The 24469-nt window shown below is 36.8% G+C and carries 24 protein-coding genes; 1 reads left to right on the top strand and 23 read right to left on the bottom strand.

The window, feature by feature from the left end:
* Positions 1 to 12: 12 nt before the first annotated feature.
* The 15 genes from HMPREF1495_RS05720 to HMPREF1495_RS05790 form a co-directional block, all read right to left on the bottom strand.
* Entirely contained in the window at positions 13 to 393 is a 381-nt protein-coding gene (locus HMPREF1495_RS05720) for a heavy-metal-associated domain-containing protein (RefSeq protein WP_034212822.1), read from the bottom strand.
* Between the two features lie 87 nt (positions 394 to 480).
* The gene (locus HMPREF1495_RS05725) at positions 481 to 1737 is read right to left on the bottom strand and encodes an erythromycin esterase family protein (RefSeq protein ID WP_034212824.1); all 1257 of its coding nucleotides are present in this window, start codon (positions 1735 to 1737) and stop codon (positions 481 to 483) included.
* Positions 1738 to 1745: 8 nt separating this feature from the next.
* Positions 1746 to 2333, bottom strand: a complete 588-nt coding sequence (locus HMPREF1495_RS05730) for a hypothetical protein (RefSeq protein ID WP_034212826.1) — start codon at positions 2331 to 2333, stop codon at positions 1746 to 1748.
* Between the two features lie 55 nt (positions 2334 to 2388).
* Positions 2389 to 3627, bottom strand: a complete 1239-nt coding sequence (locus HMPREF1495_RS05735) for an AI-2E family transporter (RefSeq protein WP_034212828.1) — start codon at positions 3625 to 3627, stop codon at positions 2389 to 2391.
* Positions 3628 to 4926 carry a M18 family aminopeptidase gene (locus tag HMPREF1495_RS05740; protein WP_007595442.1) on the bottom strand — a complete coding sequence of 433 codons (1299 nt, stop codon included), beginning with the start codon at positions 4924 to 4926 and terminating at the stop codon, positions 3628 to 3630. It lies immediately after the preceding gene.
* Positions 4927 to 5043: 117 nt separating this feature from the next.
* A complete protein-coding gene (locus HMPREF1495_RS05745; RefSeq protein WP_034212830.1) occupies positions 5044 to 7008 on the bottom strand; it encodes an FtsX-like permease family protein in 1965 nt (654 codons plus the stop codon).
* A complete protein-coding gene (locus HMPREF1495_RS05750; protein ID WP_034212832.1) occupies positions 7005 to 7763 on the bottom strand; it encodes an ABC transporter ATP-binding protein in 759 nt (252 codons plus the stop codon). Before HMPREF1495_RS05750 ends, HMPREF1495_RS05745 begins: the two co-directional genes overlap by 4 nt.
* A gap of 82 nt (positions 7764 to 7845) precedes the next feature.
* On the bottom strand, positions 7846 to 8757 hold the full coding sequence (locus HMPREF1495_RS05755; protein ID WP_034212834.1) for a sensor histidine kinase: 912 nt from the start codon (positions 8755 to 8757) through the stop codon (positions 7846 to 7848).
* A gap of 2 nt (positions 8758 to 8759) precedes the next feature.
* Positions 8760 to 9431 carry a response regulator transcription factor gene (locus HMPREF1495_RS05760; RefSeq protein WP_034212836.1) on the bottom strand — a complete coding sequence of 224 codons (672 nt, stop codon included), beginning with the start codon at positions 9429 to 9431 and terminating at the stop codon, positions 8760 to 8762.
* A gap of 4 nt (positions 9432 to 9435) precedes the next feature.
* Positions 9436 to 10035, bottom strand: a complete 600-nt coding sequence (gene yihA, locus HMPREF1495_RS05765) for a ribosome biogenesis GTP-binding protein YihA/YsxC (RefSeq protein WP_034212838.1) — start codon at positions 10033 to 10035, stop codon at positions 9436 to 9438.
* A gap of 40 nt (positions 10036 to 10075) precedes the next feature.
* Positions 10076 to 12370, bottom strand: a complete 2295-nt coding sequence (gene lon / locus HMPREF1495_RS05770; protein ID WP_034212839.1) for an endopeptidase La — start codon at positions 12368 to 12370, stop codon at positions 10076 to 10078.
* Positions 12371 to 12420: 50 nt separating this feature from the next.
* Positions 12421 to 13704 carry an ATP-dependent Clp protease ATP-binding subunit ClpX gene (gene clpX / locus HMPREF1495_RS05775; RefSeq protein ID WP_034212840.1) on the bottom strand — a complete coding sequence of 428 codons (1284 nt, stop codon included), beginning with the start codon at positions 13702 to 13704 and terminating at the stop codon, positions 12421 to 12423.
* A gap of 9 nt (positions 13705 to 13713) precedes the next feature.
* Positions 13714 to 14295, bottom strand: a complete 582-nt coding sequence (clpP, locus tag HMPREF1495_RS05780; RefSeq protein ID WP_007595427.1) for an ATP-dependent Clp endopeptidase proteolytic subunit ClpP — start codon at positions 14293 to 14295, stop codon at positions 13714 to 13716.
* 83 nt (positions 14296 to 14378) lie between these two features.
* Complete coding sequence (gene tig / locus HMPREF1495_RS05785) at positions 14379 to 15665, bottom strand: trigger factor (protein ID WP_007595425.1); 1287 nt, start codon at positions 15663 to 15665, stop codon at positions 14379 to 14381.
* Positions 15666 to 15783: 118 nt separating this feature from the next.
* On the bottom strand, positions 15784 to 16293 hold the full coding sequence (locus tag HMPREF1495_RS05790) for a hypothetical protein (protein ID WP_034212841.1): 510 nt from the start codon (positions 16291 to 16293) through the stop codon (positions 15784 to 15786).
* 217 nt (positions 16294 to 16510) lie between these two features.
* Here HMPREF1495_RS05790 and HMPREF1495_RS05795 point away from each other — a divergent pair, with 217 nt between their 5' ends.
* Positions 16511 to 16987: a CYTH domain-containing protein gene (locus HMPREF1495_RS05795; protein WP_034212842.1), complete on the top strand. Its 477-nt coding sequence runs from the start codon at positions 16511 to 16513 to the stop codon at positions 16985 to 16987.
* 48 nt (positions 16988 to 17035) lie between these two features.
* Here the strand turns inward: HMPREF1495_RS05795 and HMPREF1495_RS05800 are convergent, their stop codons facing one another.
* The 8 genes from HMPREF1495_RS05800 to HMPREF1495_RS05835 form a co-directional block, all read right to left on the bottom strand.
* The gene (locus HMPREF1495_RS05800; protein WP_034212843.1) at positions 17036 to 18238 is read right to left on the bottom strand and encodes an iron-containing alcohol dehydrogenase; all 1203 of its coding nucleotides are present in this window, start codon (positions 18236 to 18238) and stop codon (positions 17036 to 17038) included.
* An 8-nt stretch (positions 18239 to 18246) separates the two neighbouring features.
* On the bottom strand, positions 18247 to 19233 hold the full coding sequence (locus HMPREF1495_RS05805) for a TRAP transporter substrate-binding protein (RefSeq protein ID WP_034212845.1): 987 nt from the start codon (positions 19231 to 19233) through the stop codon (positions 18247 to 18249).
* Positions 19230 to 19697 carry a YcxB family protein gene (locus tag HMPREF1495_RS05810; RefSeq protein WP_034212847.1) on the bottom strand — a complete coding sequence of 156 codons (468 nt, stop codon included), beginning with the start codon at positions 19695 to 19697 and terminating at the stop codon, positions 19230 to 19232. The genes HMPREF1495_RS05805 and HMPREF1495_RS05810 overlap by 4 nt, the downstream gene beginning before the upstream one ends.
* A 139-nt stretch (positions 19698 to 19836) precedes the next feature.
* Complete coding sequence (locus tag HMPREF1495_RS05815; protein WP_007595416.1) at positions 19837 to 20850, bottom strand: hypothetical protein; 1014 nt, start codon at positions 20848 to 20850, stop codon at positions 19837 to 19839.
* 173 nt (positions 20851 to 21023) lie between these two features.
* Entirely contained in the window at positions 21024 to 22127 is a 1104-nt protein-coding gene (locus HMPREF1495_RS05820) for a DUF5305 domain-containing protein (RefSeq protein ID WP_084544500.1), read from the bottom strand.
* The gene (locus HMPREF1495_RS05825) at positions 22127 to 23320 is read right to left on the bottom strand and encodes a signal peptidase I (protein ID WP_034212885.1); all 1194 of its coding nucleotides are present in this window, start codon (positions 23318 to 23320) and stop codon (positions 22127 to 22129) included. Before HMPREF1495_RS05825 ends, HMPREF1495_RS05820 begins: the two co-directional genes overlap by 1 nt.
* A gap of 1 nt (position 23321) precedes the next feature.
* Positions 23322 to 23675: a hypothetical protein gene (locus tag HMPREF1495_RS05830; protein WP_034212849.1), complete on the bottom strand. Its 354-nt coding sequence runs from the start codon at positions 23673 to 23675 to the stop codon at positions 23322 to 23324.
* A 9-nt stretch (positions 23676 to 23684) separates the two neighbouring features.
* The gene (locus tag HMPREF1495_RS05835; protein WP_034212851.1) at positions 23685 to 24449 is read right to left on the bottom strand and encodes a hypothetical protein; all 765 of its coding nucleotides are present in this window, start codon (positions 24447 to 24449) and stop codon (positions 23685 to 23687) included.
* Positions 24450 to 24469: the final 20 nt, after the last annotated feature.

The following is a 24469-nucleotide window of genomic DNA, read 5'->3' on the forward strand; positions in this document are numbered from 1 at the left end:
ATATTATTAAGGCTATATCTTTGATTTTCTCTTTAATACCATATATCCTGCGTCCGTTACCGCCTTTGAAAGCTTCTCAATATCAGGCGGATTTTTTAAAAGGACTGTCGCCATATTATCTTCGAGACTTACAGTTGCCCAAGTTCCGTCAAGAGCATTCAGTGCATTCTCTACATTTCTTACACAGTTATTGCAGCTCATACCGTCAATGGCAAGCTTGGCTTCATACGGATAATGTGACTTATCTCTATCCTTTACTTTTACGGACTTGGTGGCTTCTTCATGCTCAGGACAACAATCTCCGCCTTTTTTCAACTTCTTTATATAGTTGATTGAACCGAATACAACTATTGCCGCAACAATTAATACTATAATTATATTTAAAATATTCATAAAAAACCTCCCGGTTAGATATCGCTAACTAGGAGTATATCACTTTGTCCGCAAAAAACAAGTTTCTATGTAAATTTTAATACAATATTATTCTATTATCTCTATCGGACTACCTTCGTATACAAAAATCATTGCATCATACAGGTCGCTTTGCATCGCCTTAGGTCTATAACTGCTCTGTACTATCCTCATCATCCATGTATATCCTTCTCCAAGGGATCCCATTCTTAACGGAGAGCTTATCAGACTGTATAGACTGTCTCCCCCCTTTATATCGGAAAAGTCCAATAAATACTGCTTATCTTTTGCAAATCTTGCCTGTGCCGCAAGCGGATCGGCTGAAATAAAACTTTGTATACTTCTTTTTTTCTTTTCAAGGACCTTAATATTGTCTGTGACCTTCCAAAAATCTGTGCCTATACTGTAGTAAGTATCTTTAAGATCATTTGATAAAACGGCTCCCATAGATGTATATCCGTTACCGATCTTTGCTATATGTCCGTCATGCGCCGCTATAACAAGCTTTCCGCTACCTATTTTCTTTTCTATATCCAAAACGGCTTCTATATTGCCTGCCATATCATTATCTCTGAGAGTATAATATGATTCATTGCTGTTAGTGAAGGTCTCCATTGACTGTCTTACAGTATTTAACTCAAATACCGCATCTCTGTCATCGGCATTTGCCACATCTATATCACCGATTTTTTCTTTCACGCCGGTAACGAAATCAATAACGGCTTTTGCACTCCCTACACTTATCTCACCTTTTTCTATACAGTCGAGATTTTTATCAAACTCCTCTACACTTGTAAGTCCTTTTGATATACAGTAATTTTTTAAAAACTCATAACTTGTTTCGGGATTTTGCATATCAAAGCCGTAGAATCTAAGTTTCTTACCTTCACTTACAGTACTGTTGTATTCTCTCATCCATGAAATAAGCTCTTCCATCTGTTTTGTACGATATATCGGAAATGAAAATGTCTTTACAATACTTTCTATATCTCCGTCACCGCCTTGAATATATCTGTTTATTGTGGCACACTCACCATAGTCAGCCTCAAGGGCAAACGCTCTGAAGTCATAATCTTTCACCATTTTCTTTAATACCGAAAGCTTTAGTTCCTGAAAGTCCTTACAGCCGTGAGCCGCCTCTCCTATCGCAACTACATTTACATTATCCGAAATTTTTATATCATCCACAGTCTTCATATATGAATTTACATCCGCTATTTTTTTATGAGCGCTTATTTCTTCCACCTTAAATCTACCAAACCAAAGGCAAGCCGTTGCCGATATAATAATTACAAAACCAAGTAAAATTCTCTTTAATGTCTTCATATTGTCTCCTATTCTTTTATAAGCTCATATAATTTCTTAGAACATTCATCGTCCGCCTGTTTTAATAAATGTTTTAAAAGCAGCAGCACCTGTTTTGAATAATAATAAAAGCTGTAAAACAAATCATCAGGAAATACGTCTTCTTCTTCCCATCTCATTTCATCCTCTTCTTCATCATAAACTTCGGACCAAAGATACTTTTCATCAATCATATCTTTGAAGTTCGGTAAAGGATCTGCATGCTCCATATTTTCGACAATATTTACCGCTTCAGCTATATATCCGAACAATTCCGCAAGCTCCGGTACAAGATAGTCCGCTACAGGGTTTTTATCTCTGTCCTCTAAAGCTTTTTTAAAGACTCTGTATAGAAATATACAGGCAAAAGGTGTTGCATGCCACAGTGTGGACTGATGTTCAATTCCCATGGCTATCTCCTCTCCTGCCGTCTCTATTGCTTCTTTATCATTCATATCGTTTAAGATTTCAAAGTACTTAGGGAAGTCGGTAGCCCTTTTATAAGTTGTGGTTATTCTGTGCCAAGGTATATCCTTAACCTTTACATTTCCTATATACTTTAAGTTTTCTTTTGTCATTTTTCCTCCTAAAAAAATACCCCTCATTATTTTTATCAAATGAGGGGCAAATAAATTATTCTAATTTTATATATTTCTTTGTTTCTTCATCTATATGATCAAGGTCCATGTAATGTTTGCTGTCAGGCTCCAATCCCTTTTTCTTTAAGAAATGCTCTGAAAGCCTGCTTATAGTCCTGTATATTATAGCCCAAGTAGGCACAGCTATTATCATTCCCACAATACCGAAGAGTCCACCAAAGAGCAGTATCGAAAACAGTACCCAAAAACTTGGAAGTCCTGTAGTCTGTCCCAGTATCTTAGGTCCGATAATATTTCCGTCCACCTGCTGCAATATCAAAATCCATACGGCAAACTGAAGTGCCGTAACAGGCGATATAAGAAGCAAAAGTATAATACTTGGAATAGCACCTATAAAAGGTCCGAAGAAAGGTATTACATTGGTTACACCTACCACCACACTTATAAGCAGAGCATACGGCATATGTATTATGGCCATAAATACATAGTTTATTATTCCTATTATAATAGAATCTATTATCTTACCTACAATAAACTTTTCAAACATATTCTTGATATATCTGGCCTCTGTAACTATTTCATTTCCTATCTTTACTCCTGCAACCGCATACACTATTTTCTTTGCCTGTGATGCCAGCGTAGTCTTCATATTTAAAAGATACATCATTACCATTAAACCGATAATAATATTTACGACCACACCAAGAGCATTAAGCACACCGCTTGAGAGATTCTTTATATAGGTATTTACATTAGGCAAAACCGTTGTAGTGGCTATATCGCTAAGTCTCGCGCTTATATCCAGATAATTCCCGATTATAAGTTTCTCAAGATTCGGATTTTTATTCAGTATATCCTTAAGCCAGGCTTCCAGATTCTGTGTACCCGAAGGTGCGTAGCTGATAACATTTGTGATACTGTTTACCAGCTCAGGTATAATCATCATTATCAAAGCAAACACTACCAAAATAAGTATTACAAGACAGGCCAGAGTGGCTACCATCTTCGCATACTTATCGGATTTCTTCCACTTTGGAAACAGTGATGATAATATCTCACCCACCCATATGCCGATACGATCATATACCGGTGCCATCAAAAACGCCATCACCACACCGTAAAGCACTGAAGAAACGGTTGATATTATAGCGCTTATGGCTGTAGCAATAGGCCCAAGTTTACTGAAAATCAAAGATATCACAAGGGCTATTACTATAACCGCAACTGCTGTTAAACCCCATTTAAAATATATGTCATTCTTATTTTCTTCCATTTAAACCTCTACAGCGACCTTGTCATCTTTTATATCAATATTTGCTTCAAAAAAGGCTTTAAGTGTCTCAAAAGCATATCCTACATCCTTTGCACCTGCAGTCTCATATGCGGAATGCATTGCCAACTGCGGCAATCCGATGTCCACAGCATTCATACTTACAACGGTATTTGAAAGATTTCCAAGAGTTGAACCACCTGCAATATCACTTCTGTTTGCAAAAGTCTGATACGGTATATTTTTCTTTTCAAGAATCTTTTTAAGTATTGCTCTGCTGAATGCATCTGTTGTATATTTTTGATTTGCACTTTCTTTAATTGCAATTCCTTGATTTAAAACCGGTCTGTTCTTTACATCAAAAAGTTCAGGGTGATTGGGATGAACGGCATGTGCATTGTCACAGCTGATAAGCATACTCTTTGCTATAGCTGTGTAATACTCTTCCTTTGATTTTCCAAGTGCGGTATTTACTCTGTCAAGTGTACTTGCAAGGAATGTAGACATAGCGCCCTGCTTTGTAACGGAGCCCACCTCTTCATTGTCAAATACCGCAAAGACATTTATATGGTTTTTATTTTCAGCCTCAACAAATCCTCTAAGCGATGTGTAAACACACTCCAAATCGTCAAGTCTTCCGCTTGATATAAGCTCATTGTCAAATCCGATAACCGCCGCCTTTTGTCTGTTTACCAGATATAGATCTTTTGCAAGTATAGCCTCAGGCTCTATACCCAGTTCCTTTGCAACCATATTGTCAAAGTCAGCTTCTTTAAGACTGCCTGCACTGAATACCGGAAGCATATCAACTTGATTGTTGAAAGCAAATCCCTTATTTATCTCCCTGTTAAAATGTATAGGTACATTTGGAATAATAAGTAAATCTCTATCTATATGAAGAAGTCTTGTTTCAATAACTTTATCGGTATTTACCATAACTCTTCCTGCCAGTGTCAGAGGTTTATCAATCCATGTGGCATTAATCATACCTCCATAACCTTCCACATTCAGCTTTAAATAGCCGTTTGCTTCTATTATAGGTTTATCCTTAAGCTTAAATGTTGGTGAATCGGAATGTGCGGCACTTATCTGAAAGTGATAATCTCCTTCAGCTATATCAAAAGCTATAAGACTTGATGAATTTCTTTTTGTATAGTACTTTCCTTTGTTTATATTCCATTTTTCATTTTCAGGCAGATAAGTAAAGCCTGATTTTTGTAAAACTTTTTCGCATTCATTTATCGCATGAAACATTGTCACTGATGAATCCAAAAAATTCATCAAATCTCTTAAAATATCCATACAGCCTCTTTCTATCTTATAATGTCATCTTAATACTGCATTATACCATAGAAAACTCTATCTGTATTATCTAAATTTATTATGATTCTTATATTTAAATATTTAATGTACTTAAATTTATCTGACTATATTCGTATAAACTTTTGATGTGAGTTTAAAAATAACAAAGTAAATAAGTGCAAATATTAACAGCACATCCCCAAGGCATATCATATACAGTAAAGCGTCCGATACTCCAAACAACCCCAAAAGTCTGAAGATAATCTTTGACGCCACAATACAATGAATAGCTGCTACAATAAGAGGTCCGTAAAACATCAGGCAGATTTGAGAATCGGTGGTTTTCTTTATCAAATCATCTGAAAGCCCCAGCTTTTTCATAATCTGATACTTTTCTCTGTCCTCATAGCCTTCACTGATCTGCTTATAGTAAGTAATCAAAACAGTTCCTGTAAGGAAGATAATGCCTATCAATACCCCAAGGAATAAAAATCCTCCGTTTATCTCATACTGATTGTGTATCATCTCACTACGACTGCTTACATCATACACACTTCTGCCAGCACCTGTAAGCTGATTCTTTATGCCGTCTTTAAGCTTTACCAATGTATCCTCATATTCCTTATCATCTACTCCGTCTACATCCCAATATACACTGCAATTTATATCCAAACCGTCCAAAGCCTCTCTTAAAAATTCCAGAGTAGCCATATCCTTAACGACAATACTGTATCCGTCAACTCCCGAATATTCTAAAGGAAATATACTGTCTATTTTTATGACTTTAAAATCTCTGTCTCCGATTTTTAATATATCGCTGATTTTGTTATTTTTATTCTCTCCAAGTAATATTTCTCCTTCATCAAGCTTAATATTTTGATGTGTTCTTCCATTGTATCCTTCAAGGTCGCTTGCAATTACAAATATCGGATTGGCCTTACTTCCTCTTTGATATTTACTTATTTCATTACCTGTCTTTACTGCAGCTACAGTCATATCAAATGTAGTATACTCATCTTTAATCATTGACTTGTCGGAAACGCTTGACTCCACAAGACTTTGCAGTTTCTTTGCCATAGCTTCATTGCTTATATTCTCACTTCCGGCTGCAATCCTGTATTCTCTGGGCATTACACTGTCCCCAAGCTTTATATAGTTTGAGTATATCGCTATCGTAGTAGACAGACTGATAATAACTCCGGCACTTAGAATAGAGATACTTGCAAGAGATATTGCATTCCCTTTCATTCTGTATAAAAGACCGCTTACACTCAAAAACCTCTTCGGTGTATAAAAGCTCTTATTATTTCTTTGTGCTTTCAATATAAATACCGTAAAAGTCGCATATAAAAGGTAAGTTGCCAATATGGTGGCAAGCACTGCTACAAAGAAATAGTTAATAGATGAAAGCAATCCGCCTACAAACAGTGCAATACCATAACCAACTACCAGCAGCAAAAACCCTACAACCATTATTATAATTCTTGACTTCGGTTCACCCTCACCTTTGTGAGTTCTTTGTAAAAGCTCCATGGGTGTGGACATATATATTCTAAGTCCGCTTCCGATAATAATAATCAGATAGAGGATTGCTACCAAAACTGTAGTATCTATAAGTGCCGAAATACTGAAATGATAGTCCATCAGTCTTCCCGATACATCTCTCATTAAAAAGTTTAAGAATAAAAAGCAAAGCTGCCCGAATATATATCCTCCTACTATACCGACAAACCATATGATTGCAAACAGTATAAGAAATTCAATACTGATAATCTTACCTACATGTTTCTTCTCAAGACCTAAGATGCCGTACAGTGCAAACTCCTTACTTCTCCTTTTTAACCAAAAGGCGGCGGCGTACTGTACAAATATAAATGTAAATATCGCCAGAATAACTATTCCGAACTTTATAAGCGTCGGCAAAGCCTGATGCCTTGTTCTGACATAATTGTTGTTTACCAAACTTGCTGTTATATTAAAAAGTATCAGCATTACACCTGATGACAGTACAAACGGAATCTCAAGTAATCTATTTGCTTTAAGGTTTTGAAGAGCAAATTTTTTTGCCATTGAAAAACTCATAACTTCTTACCTCTGCTTAACATAAACTCCGCCTGACTTATTCTTTCCATAAAATTATTTCGACTCTCATCCTCCCCTCTGTAAATTTCATGGAAAACAACTCCGTCACGAATAAATAATACTCTCTTTGCACAGGCTGCCGCACGGAGAGAATGTGTTACAAGTAAAACAGTCTGTCCTTCTTCATTTATTTTTTGAAATAAATTCAAAATCATCTCTGAAGATGTTGAATCGAGTGCCCCTGTCGGTTCATCTGCCAAAAGCAGTGTAGGTATTGTAATAATCGCTCTGGCAATGGCCACTCTCTGTTTTTGTCCACCCGATATTTCATAAGGGTATTTATCCAAAATTTCCCTTATACCGAGTCTATCCTGTATCTCATCCAGTCTCTCTTTCATCAAATCTCTGTTTTCATCAGACAATACCAATGGCAGGTAAATATTTTCTCTGTTATTAAACTGATCCAAAAGATTAAAGTCCTGAAATACAAAACCCAATTCCTTTCTTCTAAACATCGATATATCACTTGTCTTTAATTTTCCGATATCATTACCGTTCAGCATTAAAGTACCTGAAGTCGCTTTATCCAATGTTGCAATAATATTCAAAAGCGTAGTTTTGCCTGCCCCCGACTCACCCATTATAGAAATAAATTCGCCCTCTTCCACAGAGAAGTTAACCCCCTTTAATGCCTCAGTCGTGACATTCTTTGTCTTGTACAGCTTTTTTATATTCTTACATTCTAATATTTTCATTTCTTTCCTCCTTTATATTGCCCATTCTACATCAGCAAAAAATTTTCTGCATTTATCTAATATGACAATATAGGCTGTAATCTTACATATTTGTAAGATTGGATTTTGACTTGAATATAAAAGAGAACTCACTACCTACATTAAGCTCGGATTTTACTTCTATTTCAATATTCAAAATTTCAGCTGCCTTTCCTACCATATACAATCCGAGACCGCTTGATTTTTCATTCATTCTACCGTTAAATCCCGAATACCCTCTGTCAAAGATTTTTCTGATATCCTTTGAAGGAATTCCTATTCCGGTATCTTTTATACTTAACTTTGCAAGTTCCTTATCATAGACTATACTTATACTGCCATGCTTTGTGTATTTGAGGGCATTTGAAATAATCTGCTCCAATATTATGGAAAGCCATTTTGCATCACTTACTACTCTTTCACCTGTTTTTATATATTCAAGTTTTATTTTCTTTTCAATAAAGATAAGTGAATACTTCTTTATAACACTGTTTAATACCTCATCCAGATCCACTTCATATATATCCATATCCGTGCTTCTGTCTTTCAGTTTTAAATAGTTCATAGCCATATTTGTGTATTCCTCGATATAAAACATCTGCTCTTTAAGCCTTTTGTCGGCTACAGCTTTATCCAAAATAAGATTGCAGACTGTAATAGGCGTTTTGATTTGATGTATCCAAAGTAGGAAGTACTCCTCCAAATCCTTTCTTTCATCAATTATCTTATTTCTGAGAGTATTATTTTCAATTTGAAGCCTTTCAATTTCCTCAGACATTTTTTCTCTCTTTACATAAGATATCCACTCTATGATAAGAAAAACAAACATGCAAAACAATATAAGCTCAAGACTTAAGATAAAATATTGCATATCAAAATTTGCAAATAAAAATACCCCTCCAAATATTAAACATACATATAGAAGGGTAATAAAAATACGATATTCACTTTTTAAAAAAGACCATAATCTGTCCATATCTACCTCACAAGATAATATCCCATACCTTTTTTAGTCTGTATAAATTCTTTATATCCGACATTATCAAGTTTCTTTCTAAGCCTTGTAATATTCACCGCCAAAGTATTGTCATCTATAAAATCATCACCCTGCCAGCAGTGATTCATAATGTCCTCTCTTCTTACTATCTGTCCTTTTGCATTAAACAGTGCCTCAAGTATAAGAAGCTCAGTCTTTGTAAGGTCTATATCAAAATTTTCACACAAGAGCTTCGCTCTTGAAGTATCCAGACTTATTCCTTCAAATGTCAATTTATCGACCTGCATTGTATATTCATAAGTCCGTCTTAAGATTGCCTGTATTTTTACTCTGGTCAAATTGATATCAATAGGCTTTGTAATATAGTCATCGGCTCCAAATTGCATTGCGGATACAATATCCATCGAATTATTGTGAGAAGAGATGAAAATTATAGGTACATTTGAACTTTCTCTGATTTTCTGAGTCCAGTAAAATCCGTTGTAGTATGGCAGAGTGATATCCATAAGTACAAGATCCGACTTAAACTCTTCAACCTCTTTTGCCACATTATTAAAGTCTTTCACAGACATTGTTTCATATCCCCACGCTCTGAGTTCATCTCCCAAAAGCTCCACTATATTTTCATCATCTTCCACAATAAATATCTTCATTAAATTAAACCGATTCTTCCTCTGCCAAAAGATTTTCTATAAATTCATACACTTCTTCTCTGCCCTGCTTAGTCTGTGATGAAAAAGGTATAAGCACGCTGTTCTTAGGTAATCCAAGTCCTTCTCTCACCGTCTTAACACATTTAGCTACCTGACTTCTTTTTAGCTTATCAAGCTTCGTAGCTATAATTACAGGCTGATATCCGTTATATACAATCCAGTCATACATCTGCTTATCATTTTTACCCGGCTCATGCCTTATATCGATCAGCAAGAATATACATCTGATTTGCTTTGAAGTATGTAGGTACTTTTCTATCATCTTGCCCCATTTTTCCTTCGTGGCAAGGTTTGCATTGGCATAACCGTACCCGGGCAGATCAACAAAGTATAGATTATCATTTACTTTATAATAATTTATGGTCTGTGTCTTTCCCGGCTGACTTGATGTTCTTGCCAAAGATTTCCTGTTCATAAGAGAATTTATCAATGATGATTTTCCTACATTTGACTTGCCGGCAAAGACTATTTCCGGATCTGTATTTTCAGGAAATGTACTGGTAATACCGCATACCGTCTCCAGCTCCGCTTTTTTTATTATCATAAGTACCTCATTTATATTCTTTTATTATTACATCAAAATTTTAATCTGTCAGCGCCACCTTTAGGACTTCTTTTATATCCTTGACATATACGATTTCCAAACCTTCTGTGATTTCTGCCGACAATTCTGATACATCCACTTCGTTTTCCTTTGGAACACATACTGTCTTTACTCCCGCAAGCTTGGCAGCCAGGAGCTTTTCTTTTAAACCGCCTATAGGAAGCACCTTGCCCCTTAGGGTTATCTCTCCTGTCATAGCCACATCGGCTCTCACTCTTTTTCCCGTGATGGCTGAAATGATTGCGGTGGTCATTGTCACACCTGCGCTTGGACCGTCCTTCGGTACGGCACCCTCCGGTATATGTAAATGTATATCGTTCCTTTCAAAGAATCCGTCTTCTATATCATATTCCTTCGCCATGCTTCTTACAAGGCTCTTTGAGATTCCGGCACTCTCCTTCATTACATCGCCCATATTTCCTGTAAGTGTAAGTACTCCTTTTCCGGGCATTATATTTACCTCAATACTTAAAGTATCTCCGCCTACACTTGTCCACGCAAGTCCTGTAACCATTCCGACCTGTGGCTCTTTTTCAACCTCATCATGCCTTACCTTTTCTTTTCCGAGGTATTTTCCGATGTTTTTTTCCGTTATTTTAAAAGTCTTTTTTCCTTCAAGTGATTCTCTGGCACATTTTCTGCAGATATCCCCAATCCTTCTTGAAAGGTTTCTGACTCCAGACTCTCTTGTGTAGTTGTGGATTATCTTCTTTATAGCCTTATCACTGAAATGAATTCCCTTATCCTTCATACCGTTTGCTTCCACTTCCTTCGGAACAAGGTAACTCTTGGCAATATGATATTTTTCATTTTCAGTATATGAGCTGATTTCAATTATATCCATTCTGTCAAGAAGCGGTCTCGGAATTGTATCCAGAGTATTTGCTGTGGCTATAAATAAAACCTTAGACAAATCAAGCGGTATTTCCAGATACCTGTCTCTAAAGGTCTTATTTTGTTCTCCGTCAAGCACCTCCAAAAGTGCTGCCGATACATCACCCTTATAGTCTTTTGAGCTTTTATCTATCTCATCCAACAAAAGCAGTGGATTTGCAACTTTGGCATGCTTTATAGCTTCGACAATTCTTCCCGGCATAGCGCCTACATAGGTTCTTCTATGTCCTCTGATCTCGGCCTCATCTCCAACTCCGCCAAGGCTTATTCTTACATACTTTCTTCCAAGTGCCTTTGCAACACTCTTTGCAATTGAAGTCTTACCTGTTCCCGGCGGGCCTACAAGACAGAGTATTGGTGAATTTCCTGTAGGGTTTAATATTCTTACAGAGAGATATTCAAGTATTCTGTCCTTTACTTTTTCAAGTCCGTAATGATCCTCATCCAGAATCTTTTTGGCACGTATTATATCATTAAAATCTTCACTGTATACACGGAAAGGCATTTCAAAAATAGTGTCCAGATATGTTCTGATCACATTTCCCTCGGCACCGTTACTGCCGGCTGTATTAAGTCTGAAAATATCCTTTTTTAACTTCTCTTTATATTCATCAGCAAGCGCCAAGTTTTTAAGTTTCTCTTCGTACTCGTCAGAAACCGTCTCATAGCCGCTGTTTTTTGCCATTTCATTTTGGATTACCTTCAAATGCTCTCTGAGAATATAATCTCTTTGGTTCTTTGAAATATCCTTGTCTACTTCCGATTTTATTTTTTCCGCAATTTCTTTCCTGTCTATAGCCTCGCTCATAATCTCCATAAGCAACATAGACTCTTCAACCGGTGTCTTTGCGGCATTTATAATCTTTTTCTTCTCATAATCAAGGTTTAGAGCAAGTCTTAATCTGTCCAAAAGTTCAGGAAGGTTATCAATGGCAAGCAATTCGTTTAAAATATGTTTTTTAAATCTCTCATTTACATCGCTATAACCTCTCATTATCAGCTGTAGACTGTTTAACATTCTGTCAAAGCCTTCATCTGACTGTATGTACTCTTCTACTTCCGCCTCATATTCATTTTCGGCATAATTATTTAGAGAAATCAGCTTACCTCGTCTTAAGGCTCTTACTACAACTTCTATTACACCGTTATCTTTATTTTTTACACTCTCAACCTTGGCAATTACACCGTTAGTCTCGGTATATGCACTGTCTTTTCTCTCCTCTTCATTGTCCGCTTTGTATCTTAAAATGAAAAGTTCTTCATCATTTTCATAAGCATCCAGCTGTGCCTTTATTATATTGCTGTCTGCGGATGAAAACCCTATCACCTCTCCCGGAAAGATGATTTGGTTCCTTATCAATATTGTTTTTAATTTATTCATTTACTCCCTAATATAATACCCCCGGTTGTTATCCGAGGGTAAAATTAAATTTAAGCACTTTCGCTGTTTTCATTTGTTTCTTTTCTCTTTTTTGCTCTTACAGATTTATCTCTGTACACAATATCAGGTTCTCCACCGTCAATTGTTTCTTTTGTAATAGTACAAATACCTATATTCGGATCTGAAGGTATTTCATACATCATATCCGTCATCACACCCTCAAGTATGGATCTTAGACCTCTGGCACCGATTTTTCTCTCAAGTGCAAGATTAGCCACTTCTTCAACCGCAGATTGATCAAACTCAAGCTTAACGTCATCAAGCTCAAAAAGTTTTTGATACTGCTTAGTAATAGCGTTCTTAGGCTTTGTCATTATCTGTACAAGAGCATCCTTATCAAGCATATCAAGTGATACCGTTACAGGTACACGACCTATAAACTCAGGTATAAGACCGAACTTGGTCAAGTCTCCCGGAAGTACCATCTTGAAAAGCTCGTCTATAGACTTTGAGTTCTTTTCCACAACATCTGAATTAAATCCTATGCTGCCCTTTGAAAGTCTGTTCTCAACTATTTTCTCAAGTCCGTCAAATGCACCGCCACATATGAACAGTATATTTGTAGTATCTATCTGGATAAGTTCCTGTTGAGGATGCTTTCTTCCTCCCTGTGGCGGTACCGAAGCAACACTGCCTTCCAGAATTTTCAGTAAAGCCTGCTGCACACCCTCACCCGATACATCTCTGGTGATAGATACATTCTCAGACTTCTTTGTTATTTTATCTATCTCATCTATATAAATGATTCCATATTCAGCTCTCTTGACATCACCGTCAGCCGCCTGAATAAGTTTAAGAAGAATATTTTCAACATCTTCTCCGACGTATCCGGCTTCTGTAAGTGTAGTAGCATCTGCTATTGCAAAAGGTACATTTAAAATCTTTGCAAGAGTCTGTGCCAAATATGTTTTACCTGAACCTGTAGGTCCAAGCATAAGTATATTACTCTTTTGAATCTCAACTTCCGAGCTTTTCTTTGATTTAATTCTCTTATAATGATTGTATACCGCTACAGACAATACCTTCTTTGCATCATCCTGTCCGATTACATAATCATCAAGGAAATTTTTGATTTCCTTAGGTTTTAAAAGATTTATTTCATTTGAAGCATCATAGTAGTCAGATACTCCGTCAAGCTCCTCTTCAAGTATTTCAGAACATAATTCTATACATTCATCACAAATATATACTCCGTTCGGACCTGAAAGAAGTCGTCTAACCTGATCGGATGTTTTTCCACAAAATGAGCAACATATTTTGTCCTTATTGGCCATGATACCTCCTTAGTGGTGTTCTATAACCTTATCTATGATTCCATAAGAAAGGGCTTCTTCGGCAGACATATAATTGTCTCTTTCAGTATCTCTTTCTATGACCTCTATCGGCTGATTTGTATTCTCCGCCAATATTTTATTTAATTTCTGTTTTGTCTTTAATATTTGTTCCGCAACTATCTTTATATCGCTGGCCTGTCCCTGCGCACCGCCTGAAGGCTGGTGAATCATTATCTCGGCATTAGGAAGGGCATATCTTTTACCCTTTGTACCGCCTGCCAAAAGGAATGCACCCATACTTGCAGCCATACCCATACATATGGTTGATACATCACATTTTACATATTGCATTGTATCATATATAGCCATACCTGCCACAACACTTCCGCCCGGGCTGTTTATATAAAGATTGATATCCTTTGTAGGATCTTCCGATTCAAGGAAAAGAATCTGTGCAACTACAAGACTTGCAGTAACATCATTCACCTCTTCTCCCAAGAAAATTATTCTATCCTTTAAAAGTCTTGAGTATATATCAAAAGCTCTCTCGCCTCTGCTTGTAGACTCAATGACTGTAGGTACTAAACTCATAACTCTCCTATCTTTAAGGATTTTTTTAAATCCTTTAATACTCCAATAAGCCAGCCTTATGGCTGACTTATTTTTAAATTGGTTTATACTAATTTAGCATTTTCTACTAAAAAGTCAATAGCTTTTTGAACTGCAAGATCATCAGTCATCTGCTTTCTCTCGTTCTCACCAAAGAATCCTTTAATCTTTTCCAAGTCCATCTTATAAGAATCTGCTATCTTCTGAAGCTCTTCATCTATCTCAGCCTCGCTTACGGTAATATTCTCAGCCTTTGCAACTTCCTCAAGTACAAGTCTTGTCTTGATCTGCTTTAATGCCTGAGGCTTGAACTGATTGTTTAAATCGGCCTTTGTCATACCTGTGATCTGAAGGTACTGATCAAGTGTAATACCCTGGCTCTCCATTCTTCTGCCATAGTCTGCCACAAGTCCTTCAACCTGTGCCTCAACCATAGGCTCAGGAATGTCCATAGTGGAAGTCTCAATCAACTTGTCCACAACAGCATTCTCGTTCTCTGTAGCCGCTCTCTTTGCCTTAGCCTCTGAAAGCTGCTTCTTTAAATCTTCCTTGTACTCAGCCATTGTATCAAACTCGCTGATCTCGCTTGCGAAATCATCATCAAGCTCTGGAAGCTCTTTCTTCTTAATTTCCTTTACGGTACAAGCAAATACTGCAGCCTTACCTGCAAGGTCCTTCATCTGATAGTTCTCAGGGAAAGTTATATTTACATCAAAAGCCTCTCCGACATTATGTCCGATAATCTGATCTTCAAATCCCGGAATAAATGCACCTGAACCGATAACAAGAGGATAATCCTCTCCCTTACCGCCGTCAAAAGGAACTCCGTCAATGCTTCCCTCGAAATCAAGTGAAATATTGTCTCCGCTTTCTACAGCTCTTCCCTCAACAGTGATAAGTCTTGCATTCTTCTCCTGCTCGCTCTTTAATGCACTTGCTATATCATCGTCATTAACAACTTCGTCAGCCTTCTTTACTTCGATGCCCTTGTACTCACCGAGAGTTACTGCAGGCTTAACTGCAACCAATGCCTCGTATACGAAATCTTCGCCTTTTTTAGCATTCTTAATCTCTATCTGTGGTCTTGAAACGATCTCAAGCTCACTGTCTCTTACTGCGCTTGGATATGTTGCGTCAAGCATAAAGTCTATAGCATCAGGAATCAAATTCTCAGAACCGTACATCTTCTCAAAAACTTCCTGTGTAACATGTCCTTTTCTAAATCCCGGAACATTGAATTTATTTTTATTTCTCTTAAAGGAATCAGCTATAGCCTTATCAAATTCTTTAGCTTCTACTGTGACTGTAAGCTTTGCCATATTTTTTTCTAATTTTTGTACTTCTACGCTCATTAAAGTTTCTCCTTGTTTCATAAATGCCTAAAGAGGCATATCTAATTAACCATTATATCATAAAGATAAATCTCATACAACAGTCATTAAAAAGTTTTAGAATTAAAATAACTTAAATTTACTTATCACATGTGACTACCAGGCAGCCTCTTGCATAATCACTCTCCTTGTAAAGACTTAAAGGCATCACAAGAATATCCTCCACCTTGCTGCCATATTCCTTTACATAGCGCTCTCTATCCTCAGGTGAATAATCATATATACCTGCCGAGTAAATACGTCCGCTCTGCAAATCCACTTCAAACTGTAAATTTTCTGTCTTTATATTTATATTTTTTCCTGCAGCGCCTACCGCCGTAGTTTCAAAAACACCCTCAAAGCTATGTTTACCGGCATCAAGCGCTACAACCTTTTCCAGACTCTCACCGGTAGTTGTATCAAAATGTGAAATATCATTTCCGTCAATCTTTAAATCTTTTCCATACAGATATACAATGGCTCTGTCTCTATTCTCATTATTAAATTCATTAGCCTTTGCCTGTCTCTTTTTATTAAAGCTCATCATAATAACAAAGAGCACCGCCCAAACTACCACTACAATTGCAACAATTAAAAATGTATTATTCATAATTCCTCCAAAAAATTCCTACACTTTATATATTAAAGGCACGAATATTATAACAAATATAGCTTAAGTCTACAATATTTCTATGTCTGTTATATTTAAATATTTTCTTTAATTAATACAAAAAATTATGTATACTGATTTTGAACCGGAACAGGCTTATAATTTAAGCATAAGTCAATTTATTAAGCAGAATAAATTTATAATACGAAGGAGTACTATGGAAAATATAGAGATAGAAAGAAAATTTCTTGTAAAGGAGATCCCCGATAAACTTGACACCTTTGAAAGAATAGATATGACTCAAGGGTATTTAAATACAAATCCCGTAGTCAGGATAAGAAAAGAAAATGATGATTATGTTCTTACTTATAAAGGAAGCGGATTGCTGTCACGCAGCGAATATAATCTTCCGCTCAATGAAGAATCTTTTAATCATCTGATTAAAAAATGTGACGGTATAATTATCTCAAAAAGCAGATATAAAATTCCGCTAAAAAACAATCATCTTATAGCGGAGCTTGATATATTTAAAGGTGACCTTGACAGCCTCAAACTTGTAGAGGTGGAGTTTAACTCTGTAGAAGAAGCCGATAATTTCACCCCGCCTGAATGGTTCGGAGAAGATGTTACAACAGACGGCAGATACCACAACTCATATATATCCAAGTACGGATTACTTAAGTGGAGATACTAAAAAAAGGAAAAGAAGGCTTTATACAACTCCTAAAGCCTTCTTTTTACATTATCTTGCAGCCATATAGATATTGTACATATCATTATAATCAAGTGATTTAAAACTTCCTATACTTCTTGATTTCTTATAGGAACAGTTTATTGCCAAGTCCTCACAGTCTTTTTCACTTACCTCTCTGTTAAGAAGCTCATGTAAACTTACAGGCATTCCGACAGATTTGAAAAACTCAACAGTCTTTTCAATACCTATATCAGCCGCCTTTTTATCATCAGTCTCAACTACTCCATATACCTTTCTTGCAAAATTTGCAAATCGCTCTATATTTTCATTCTTTACATAGTTTGCCCAAGAAGCAAAAATTGCACTAAGTGTAGCACCATGTGTTGAATCATAAAGTGATGATATAGCCATCCCAAGCTGATGGCATGACCAGTCACCGTCTCTTGGAGTGTCACCTTTTGCTCCAAGACCTGTAAGTCCTATATGTGATACACTTCCGCACCACATAACTTCACTCATAGCTTCATAGTCGGTTGGATTTTTTACAGCCTTCGGTCCAAATTTTATAATATCTCTAAAGAGTCCCTCAGCCATCTCATCAGTCAAATGGTTTCCCAGAATATTAGTAAAATATCTCTCAGATGTGTGCATAAAGATATCTGCCGCACCGGCACCTATCTGATACTTAGGCAAAGAATATGTAAGTTCGGGATCCATTATAGCAAACCTACATCTGCTAAAGTCTGTGTTAATTCCTTTCTTTATATGGCTTCCGGTTACATCATCGGTAAGTACGGCTGAGTCACTGGTCTCGGAACCCGCTGCGGCAATAGTCAAAACGGTACCTATCGGAAGAGATTTTTCCACCTTCTTTCTTTGAAAGAAAAACTCTTCTATATCGGTATCCGGATTTGCCACACCGATTGCAACAAACTTTACGGTATCTATTACACTTCCGCCACCTACCGCCAGTACAAACTCGGCTCCGAACTTGACAGCCTCCTTTGTCATCTCCTTTGCTTTACTTAAAAGCGGATTCGGCACCACACCTCCAAGTAATAGTACATCTATACCTTCAGACTTTATCTTTTCTTCTACCAAATCAAGCAGGCCGCTTTTCTTTGCACTGTTTCCGCCAAAGATAACTGCAACCTTCTTTACTCCGAACTCTTTTATTAAATTTCCTATGTCATTCCTTGTTCCTGCTCCGAAAACAATCCTTGTAGGTGAATAATAATTAAACTTTTGCATATACTACCTCACTTTTCATTTATTCTATTTATCAAGTCCATATAGTCCTTGCAGTATTTTTCATAAAGGGGCTCCAAGATTTTCTTGAAATTTGCTCTATCCTCGCCTGATAAAGTATTTATCTCTATACCTTTATCGACAAGTTCCTTCTCATATATCTTTTCCTGTTTTGCCCAGATTTCTCTCTCATAAATACTGCTCTCTACTGCAGCCTCTTTTATAATTGCCCTGTCTTCTTCTGAAAGTTTACTCCATGTCACATCAGAGCAAAGTTGCATTTCCGGAACTCTGGTATGCTCATCCTTTGTGTAATATTTCGCATATTGATAATGCATTGCCGATATATAAGACGGAATATTATTCTCCGCACCGTCTATCACACCTCTTTCAAGAGAAGCGTAAACCAGACTGTACTCCTGTGCCACCGGCTCAGCTCCCAAAGCTCTAATCATATCCTTCATAAGGTCTGATTGCTGCACTCTGATTTTCAATCCCGACAGATCCGATATATCTTCTATCGGTCTTACATTGTTATAGAAGTTTCTCGCACCGGCAGTATAAAATGATAAAGGCTCAATGCCGGAACCCTCAAACTGTGCAAGGATTTCATCGCCTATCTCGCTGTAAAGTACATTCCACATATGCTCCTCATCCCTGTATAAATAAGGCATCTGCAAAACGTTCAAAACCTCAATATCGTTTGAGAGCGGTGAAATAGATGCTCTGGTAAAATCAATTCCTCCAAACTTCAGCTGTTTTATAACACTCAGCTCGTCTCCAAGCTTTCCGTCATATACTACTTCTATTACTATTCTCCCCTTGCTCTTTTCCTCTACAAGTCTTGCAAATTCAAATGCTCCCAGTGTAGTCGGATAATCCTTCGGGTGGTTTTCCGCATATGTAAAAACATACTCGGTAGCCGGATTTTTTCTCACGCATGAAGTATTAATAATCATAACGAAAATGATAAAAAACCATATCAGTTTTCTCTTCATCTTTTTATTTTTCCCAAAATATCATTAAATATTTTTTTGTAATCTTTACCTACAATTCTCTTTGTCAGAATATATCCGTTTGTATTGTCGGTGAAAATTATAAGCATACCCGGAAATCTCTTTCCGGCTTTGACTCTACTCCAGTCAATATACTCGTGCTTTTCCTCCACCTCTACGGTTATTCCTTTTTCACCAATTTCAAGTGTCAGTTCCTTAAGAGTATTTACATTCCCTCTCGCCCTGTTATACATCATAAAAGGTTGAAAGAGCACGAAGAAAAGTACGGCAAATACAAGTATTGCTCTGAGAAAATTATTGGCTTCATGCCATCTTGAAATTATAAGCGCAAGCATTGCAAAAGTAAAAATAATATTCACGATTCCCGCAAGTGAAGAATATAGAAAAAAGAAAGACAGCTTAAACAACTCAAAAGCTGTATTCTTGTAGTGAAATTTGTAATTCATAGGGCCTCCATGTATTAGTGTTGTATAACTATTCTATATCAAAAATATCCGGTTGGCAAATAGCGTTTCTCACGCAAAAAGACGGGTTGAATTTCAACCCGTCCCTGATGTCAAAGCCTTTTCTATTACTTTTTTGTTATTACTTAGCAGCCTTATTCTGGTTTACCAAGATATTTGTTGTTCCTGCATCCTTGCCTGCATTGAACTGATCCCAAAGAAGATCCATTGAAAGCTGAACGCCCTTGCCCTGGCTTAACTTATCATCTTTATCTGTTCTGTTCTCTGTTGTACCTGTTGTGTAAACACCCTTTGCATCAGGATCCATAGCTACACCAACGAAAATATCAAGTCTTTGATCTGTAGCAGGTGCACACTTAATAATATTGTTCTGTAAAGCCTGCTTTAAGTCTACATCATCAAGAGCTGACAATCTAACAAAGTCAACACCGCCAACTGTGAAGAATCTGTCATCATTAGGTACTTCGCTTGCTACAGCCTTAGCAAGTTTGAATGTATCTTCATTTCCTGTATTCTTAGGATTGTACTGCTCTCTGTGAATATATACGGCAACACCGATCATATCCTCAAGATTTCCCATATCTTTCTTATCAAGTGTCTTTGCCTCAAACTTAATATTGCTGAGCTTTGCTGCGATATCACCGACATTTACGATATCTGAACGGAATACCTGTGCATATCCCGGATACATATTGTCAACTGTTATCTGAATCTTACCGCTTGCGTCTGTAACCGCCTTATTGTAAGGGCCTACCTTCTTTGATAATCCCTCTTTATCTACAAGCTCTGCATTGAAATCAACACTGTTGTATCCCTTTGCTCTGTCTTTGTAAGCATCAACTGTTCCCGGTGCCGCAATACTGTTGTAATCCTTAGGACCTCTTAAGAAGAACTGATCTCCAACGAATCCTGACTCATCTATACCGTCTACGATTGACCATCCTGCACCCTTCATTGTCTCATCTGAGTACTGTCCGTATAATCCGAGGTCAACGAATCTTACACCGAAATCTCCGGTTGTTGCCTTAGTTGTTACGTTTAATGAATCTGTCCAATACGCATAACCTGTTCCTGCCAATACCAATCCTAATGCTACTATTCCACCAACTAATGTGTTTCTTCTTGATTTTCTCATCTTTTCCTCCTAAAAATCGGATATTAAATTGTGAATCATGATTTCAACTTTTGAAAAACGGATGTTTTCTCGTTTTTCACTTATGCTCTAATTGTATAGCATTTGTTACATTAATAAAATGTACTCAAGTCATAATTTGAACTACCACTAAAGTAGTATATGAATAATCAAGTCTAAACTTTACTCTCAAAGAAGTATATATAATCCTTTGAAAGGATATATATCTTACCGTCCTTAGGCAGCTCTTTTTCACCTTCAATATAAAGTACAGGCTCTCTGATTTCATCTGCCAATTCTATCAGATCTGTAATACTTTTTACTCTTATTTCAGACTTTTGCGAAATATCGGGCAGATTTTCAATACAAACCATTCTGCTGCCGTACTTTCTCATCAACTCTGAAAGTTTCTTTTGTTCAAGTTCTTTTCCCTCCATATTTGCAGTAAAGAATCTTACAAATACAAGAATACCGGCAGCTACAAAAAGTAATAATATAAATATCGCATAAGAACTGAAAGCAGGCATAACATTAACAAGATTTGATTCTTTAATATCACCGCTGTCCTCCACCGGCTCGGCCTTTCTTATTTCATAGAACTTATCATTGTTTATAGGTATATCAATTCTGTATGAAAACGGCTTTTCCTCTCCGTCCACAATATACTTTCCGCTAAGCTCAACGTAGAAATCCTTTCCAGTTTCTCCGCCAAGTGCATTTTCTATCTCCTGTGCATAATTTCTGTATGCCGCTCTGTCTATACTCAGACTTTCATTTATTGAGGAGCTGCTTGTAACACTCTCAATAACCCTGCCCTCAATAATAGGATATATTTTTTCATACACCGGAACCTTCTCTTCATCTTTTCCTGTTTGATACCCTTCAAGTACAGCCCGTATAATATAATCTCCGGATATGCTTAAAGCATTTGTCATAGCAAGTTCCGATTTAAAATCAATATTTATAAAATCTGTAATTGCACTTGGATATACTCTTCCTTCTTCCAGAAATTCTTCTTCAAAAACATTGTTTTCTTTCAGATGTACCCTATAAGAGGCACCTGTTGTTATGTTATAGGAATTTACAACCACTTCCTCTGTTCGGGTATGTGGTCTTATATTTATAAATAAGAGTATCGCACTTACAAGACACAATATACCGCCTAAAACATATAGAAAAAATCTTGTATTTTTTGTCAGCTTAAAATCATCTTTTTTATCCTGCTCCAAGGTATGTACATCTTTTGTCTTTTTCCTGTTATCTTTTATGATTTTCTTCATCAGTTGTCTATAACTCCCTCCGGAATTTTATCCTGTCCTTTCAGTATCAATGTCGGCAAACCGATCTTAGGTACAACTTTTATCACTATACCCTTTATATCATTCGGTTGTACTTTCTCTTCATCGATGGCATTATTATTATCCCCCTTAGTCTCAAAACTCAAATTTCCCGCTTCATCTTTTAAAACTTCTTTAATTCTGTGGGTTATTATGATATTACCCCGCTTAAAGTTTATAATATCTCCTTTTGAAAGCTCATATATCTCGTCTTCATTTGATATTTTATGTACCAACACCACATCTCCCGGCATTATTAGAGGTTCCATACTTCCTGTAAGTATTACGGAAGGATATACCGGAAATACTCCCACGCAAAACCAGGTAAAAGCTGTTGCTGCTAAAAGTGAAATCAGATACATCACATCGCTTTTTTTATCTTCACTTCTCTTTCTTACAGTTGCAAAAACATGGTCCGATATAAACATGGCATAGACAATCGGAAAAGCGATTCCTATGGCTCCGTCAAGAAGCCACGACAATTCAGGCAATACAGGAAAGCATTTTTCAAAAATCTGTATTATCCCGATATACACTACACTTGACAGCACACCTCCATAGAATACAAATACCGACATAAGAATGTTCTTTGCCGCTATCGGCAATAAAATCTGTGTACTGTATATAAACAATTCTTTAAACTCTTTTATGGCCAAAAGATTTCCAAAATTGATTTCAACAAGACACATTATTATTGTTATTAAAAATATAGCCGTTCTCTTATATTTTAAAGTTTTACATGCCGATGCAAAAGAGTAATACCTTATCATCTCCTTTGCCGTAATTGCAGGTATTATCGTTAATGCATTTACAAATATTCCCGGAATCGATGTATCATAGGGGCTGGCTCCCAGCTTTTTCATAAATACCGCCGGCACAAATTTCAGTGCTATAAATATTATTCCCCCTGATAAACCGTATCCTACAAGGTATCTGCTTGCAGGATTTTTTACCGGTATATAAAGCCATGGTAAAATAAAAAGCATAATGCCTATCAGTATGCACCAATATAAAGACACAATAAAAGGCATCTCTAAGGTCTTTACTTTAATATATGGTAAGGCCGGAATTATTACACATAGTAAAAGTATACTTGCATAAATAATATATCTTTTTTCAAGGCTTATCTTTTTCATATCATTTGGATTCAATAATGTTCTCAGACTTATCTTCACCTAAAGATTTCTCGGGTTCCTGTGTAATTTCTTTAGACTTTTTAGGTCTTATAACGAGGTCCCTTTGATCAGGTTTGATATTATCTCTTTGTTCGGATTTTTTAACCGTATCTTCATTCTCCTCTTTTGAAATCGCCCCCTCATCCGCCTTGCTTTCTTTTTGAACCGCTTCTTCTTTTACTTCTATTTGTGCTTCATAAGCAAAGGCAACATTGGCCTTTACCTTCAGCTCATCCTTCCAGTATGCCCATGAAGTCAAGCAGAATATTAAAGCCATTGCCGATGCGGCTATACATAAACAAATTCTTTTTTTCATATTCCTCTCCTATTTACCGTCGTCCTGCACTTTAGATCCTCCCTGAAATACATCAAAAGGTATCTCACAGGAATATGTCACCACTACGCCGTTTCCTACTGAAGCTACAAGGTTTCCTTCATTAAAATCAAGATCAAGGCTTTCCTGCATTTTCTCACTGTTTATAATGAAACTTACCGGCAGTTCAAGTATTTTTTCCACGCTTTCCGCCTTGAGTTTCAGATAAATCTGTCCGCTAAACTCATCTTTTCCTTCTTCACTCAAGGTCTTATATACTTCAAACTGTAGAGGTTGCATAAAAGCAGCCTCATCTTCTCCAAGAGAATATGCCGCTCCTTCATATGCAAGCACAGCCTTATCCGCTCTCAGCTCCAAGTCCTCTCCTGTCTTTGTCATATCAAGCTTTGTATAATTTAATTTATTTACGGTACTTCCTTGTGAGGTTGTAAGAGGAAAATCCAATTTCAAGAGCTTTCCCTCAAGTAATGAATTCACAGGCAAACCCTCAGTAAATGTAATCTCAACTTCCTTATCTGTTGTACTGAACTCGGCATCTATCAAAGTTTCATTATTTCCGCTTTCATCAGTCAGATACACCGAATACTTCTCATCGGAATTTCCGGCAAATAATATATCCATAACTCCGCTCGTCATCTTCATTTCTGCCGATAAAGCGGAATGCCAGCTTGAATAAGCTCCGCCTATTGCCGCCAATCCGAAAAATAAAATCAAAAAAACAAACGGTTTCTTTAAAAACTTTCTATTACTGTGCATAACTCTCCTATCCTATATAT

It is taken from the genome of Lachnoanaerobaculum sp. MSX33 (genome assembly GCF_000512995.1).
Lineage (GTDB): Bacteria > Bacillota > Clostridia > Lachnospirales > Lachnospiraceae > Lachnoanaerobaculum.

What these genes read in the sequence shown, in the direction of transcription:
- HMPREF1495_RS05790 (WP_034212841.1), bottom strand. Translation starts at nt 16,293, where the DNA reads ATGAATAATACATTTTTAATTGTTGCAATTGTAGTGGTAGTTTGGGCG.
- tig (WP_007595425.1), bottom strand. Translation starts at nt 15,665, where the DNA reads ATGAGCGTAGAAGTACAAAAATTAGAAAAAAATATGGCAAAGCTTACA.
- lon (WP_034212839.1), bottom strand. Translation starts at nt 12,370, where the DNA reads ATGAATAAATTAAAAACAATATTGATAAGGAACCAAATCATCTTTCCG.
- clpP (WP_007595427.1), bottom strand. Translation starts at nt 14,295, where the DNA reads ATGAGTTTAGTACCTACAGTCATTGAGTCTACAAGCAGAGGCGAGAGA.
- HMPREF1495_RS05740 (WP_007595442.1), bottom strand. Translation starts at nt 4,926, where the DNA reads ATGGATATTTTAAGAGATTTGATGAATTTTTTGGATTCATCAGTGACA.
- HMPREF1495_RS05805 (WP_034212845.1), bottom strand. Translation starts at nt 19,233, where the DNA reads ATGAAGAGAAAACTGATATGGTTTTTTATCATTTTCGTTATGATTATT.
- HMPREF1495_RS05735 (WP_034212828.1), bottom strand. Translation starts at nt 3,627, where the DNA reads ATGGAAGAAAATAAGAATGACATATATTTTAAATGGGGTTTAACAGCA.
- HMPREF1495_RS05835 (WP_034212851.1), bottom strand. Translation starts at nt 24,449, where the DNA reads ATGCACAGTAATAGAAAGTTTTTAAAGAAACCGTTTGTTTTTTTGATT.
- HMPREF1495_RS05720 (WP_034212822.1), bottom strand. Translation starts at nt 393, where the DNA reads ATGAATATTTTAAATATAATTATAGTATTAATTGTTGCGGCAATAGTT.
- HMPREF1495_RS05750 (WP_034212832.1), bottom strand. Translation starts at nt 7,763, where the DNA reads ATGAAAATATTAGAATGTAAGAATATAAAAAAGCTGTACAAGACAAAG.
- HMPREF1495_RS05760 (WP_034212836.1), bottom strand. Translation starts at nt 9,431, where the DNA reads ATGAAGATATTTATTGTGGAAGATGATGAAAATATAGTGGAGCTTTTG.
- HMPREF1495_RS05810 (WP_034212847.1), bottom strand. Translation starts at nt 19,697, where the DNA reads ATGAATTACAAATTTCACTACAAGAATACAGCTTTTGAGTTGTTTAAG.
- HMPREF1495_RS05725 (WP_034212824.1), bottom strand. Translation starts at nt 1,737, where the DNA reads ATGAAGACATTAAAGAGAATTTTACTTGGTTTTGTAATTATTATATCG.
- clpX (WP_034212840.1), bottom strand. Translation starts at nt 13,704, where the DNA reads ATGGCCAATAAGGACAAAATATGTTGCTCATTTTGTGGAAAAACATCC.
- yihA (WP_034212838.1), bottom strand. Translation starts at nt 10,035, where the DNA reads ATGATAATAAAAAAAGCGGAGCTGGAGACGGTATGCGGTATTACCAGT.
- HMPREF1495_RS05815 (WP_007595416.1), bottom strand. Translation starts at nt 20,850, where the DNA reads ATGAGAAAATCAAGAAGAAACACATTAGTTGGTGGAATAGTAGCATTA.
- HMPREF1495_RS05830 (WP_034212849.1), bottom strand. Translation starts at nt 23,675, where the DNA reads ATGAAAAAAAGAATTTGTTTATGTATAGCCGCATCGGCAATGGCTTTA.
- HMPREF1495_RS05795 (WP_034212842.1), top strand. Translation starts at nt 16,511, where the DNA reads ATGGAAAATATAGAGATAGAAAGAAAATTTCTTGTAAAGGAGATCCCC.
- HMPREF1495_RS05800 (WP_034212843.1), bottom strand. Translation starts at nt 18,238, where the DNA reads ATGCAAAAGTTTAATTATTATTCACCTACAAGGATTGTTTTCGGAGCA.
- HMPREF1495_RS05730 (WP_034212826.1), bottom strand. Translation starts at nt 2,333, where the DNA reads ATGACAAAAGAAAACTTAAAGTATATAGGAAATGTAAAGGTTAAGGAT.
- HMPREF1495_RS05825 (WP_034212885.1), bottom strand. Translation starts at nt 23,320, where the DNA reads ATGAAAAAGATAAGCCTTGAAAAAAGATATATTATTTATGCAAGTATA.
- HMPREF1495_RS05755 (WP_034212834.1), bottom strand. Translation starts at nt 8,757, where the DNA reads ATGGACAGATTATGGTCTTTTTTAAAAAGTGAATATCGTATTTTTATT.
- HMPREF1495_RS05745 (WP_034212830.1), bottom strand. Translation starts at nt 7,008, where the DNA reads ATGAGTTTTTCAATGGCAAAAAAATTTGCTCTTCAAAACCTTAAAGCA.
- HMPREF1495_RS05820 (WP_084544500.1), bottom strand. Translation starts at nt 22,127, where the DNA reads ATGAAGAAAATCATAAAAGATAACAGGAAAAAGACAAAAGATGTACAT.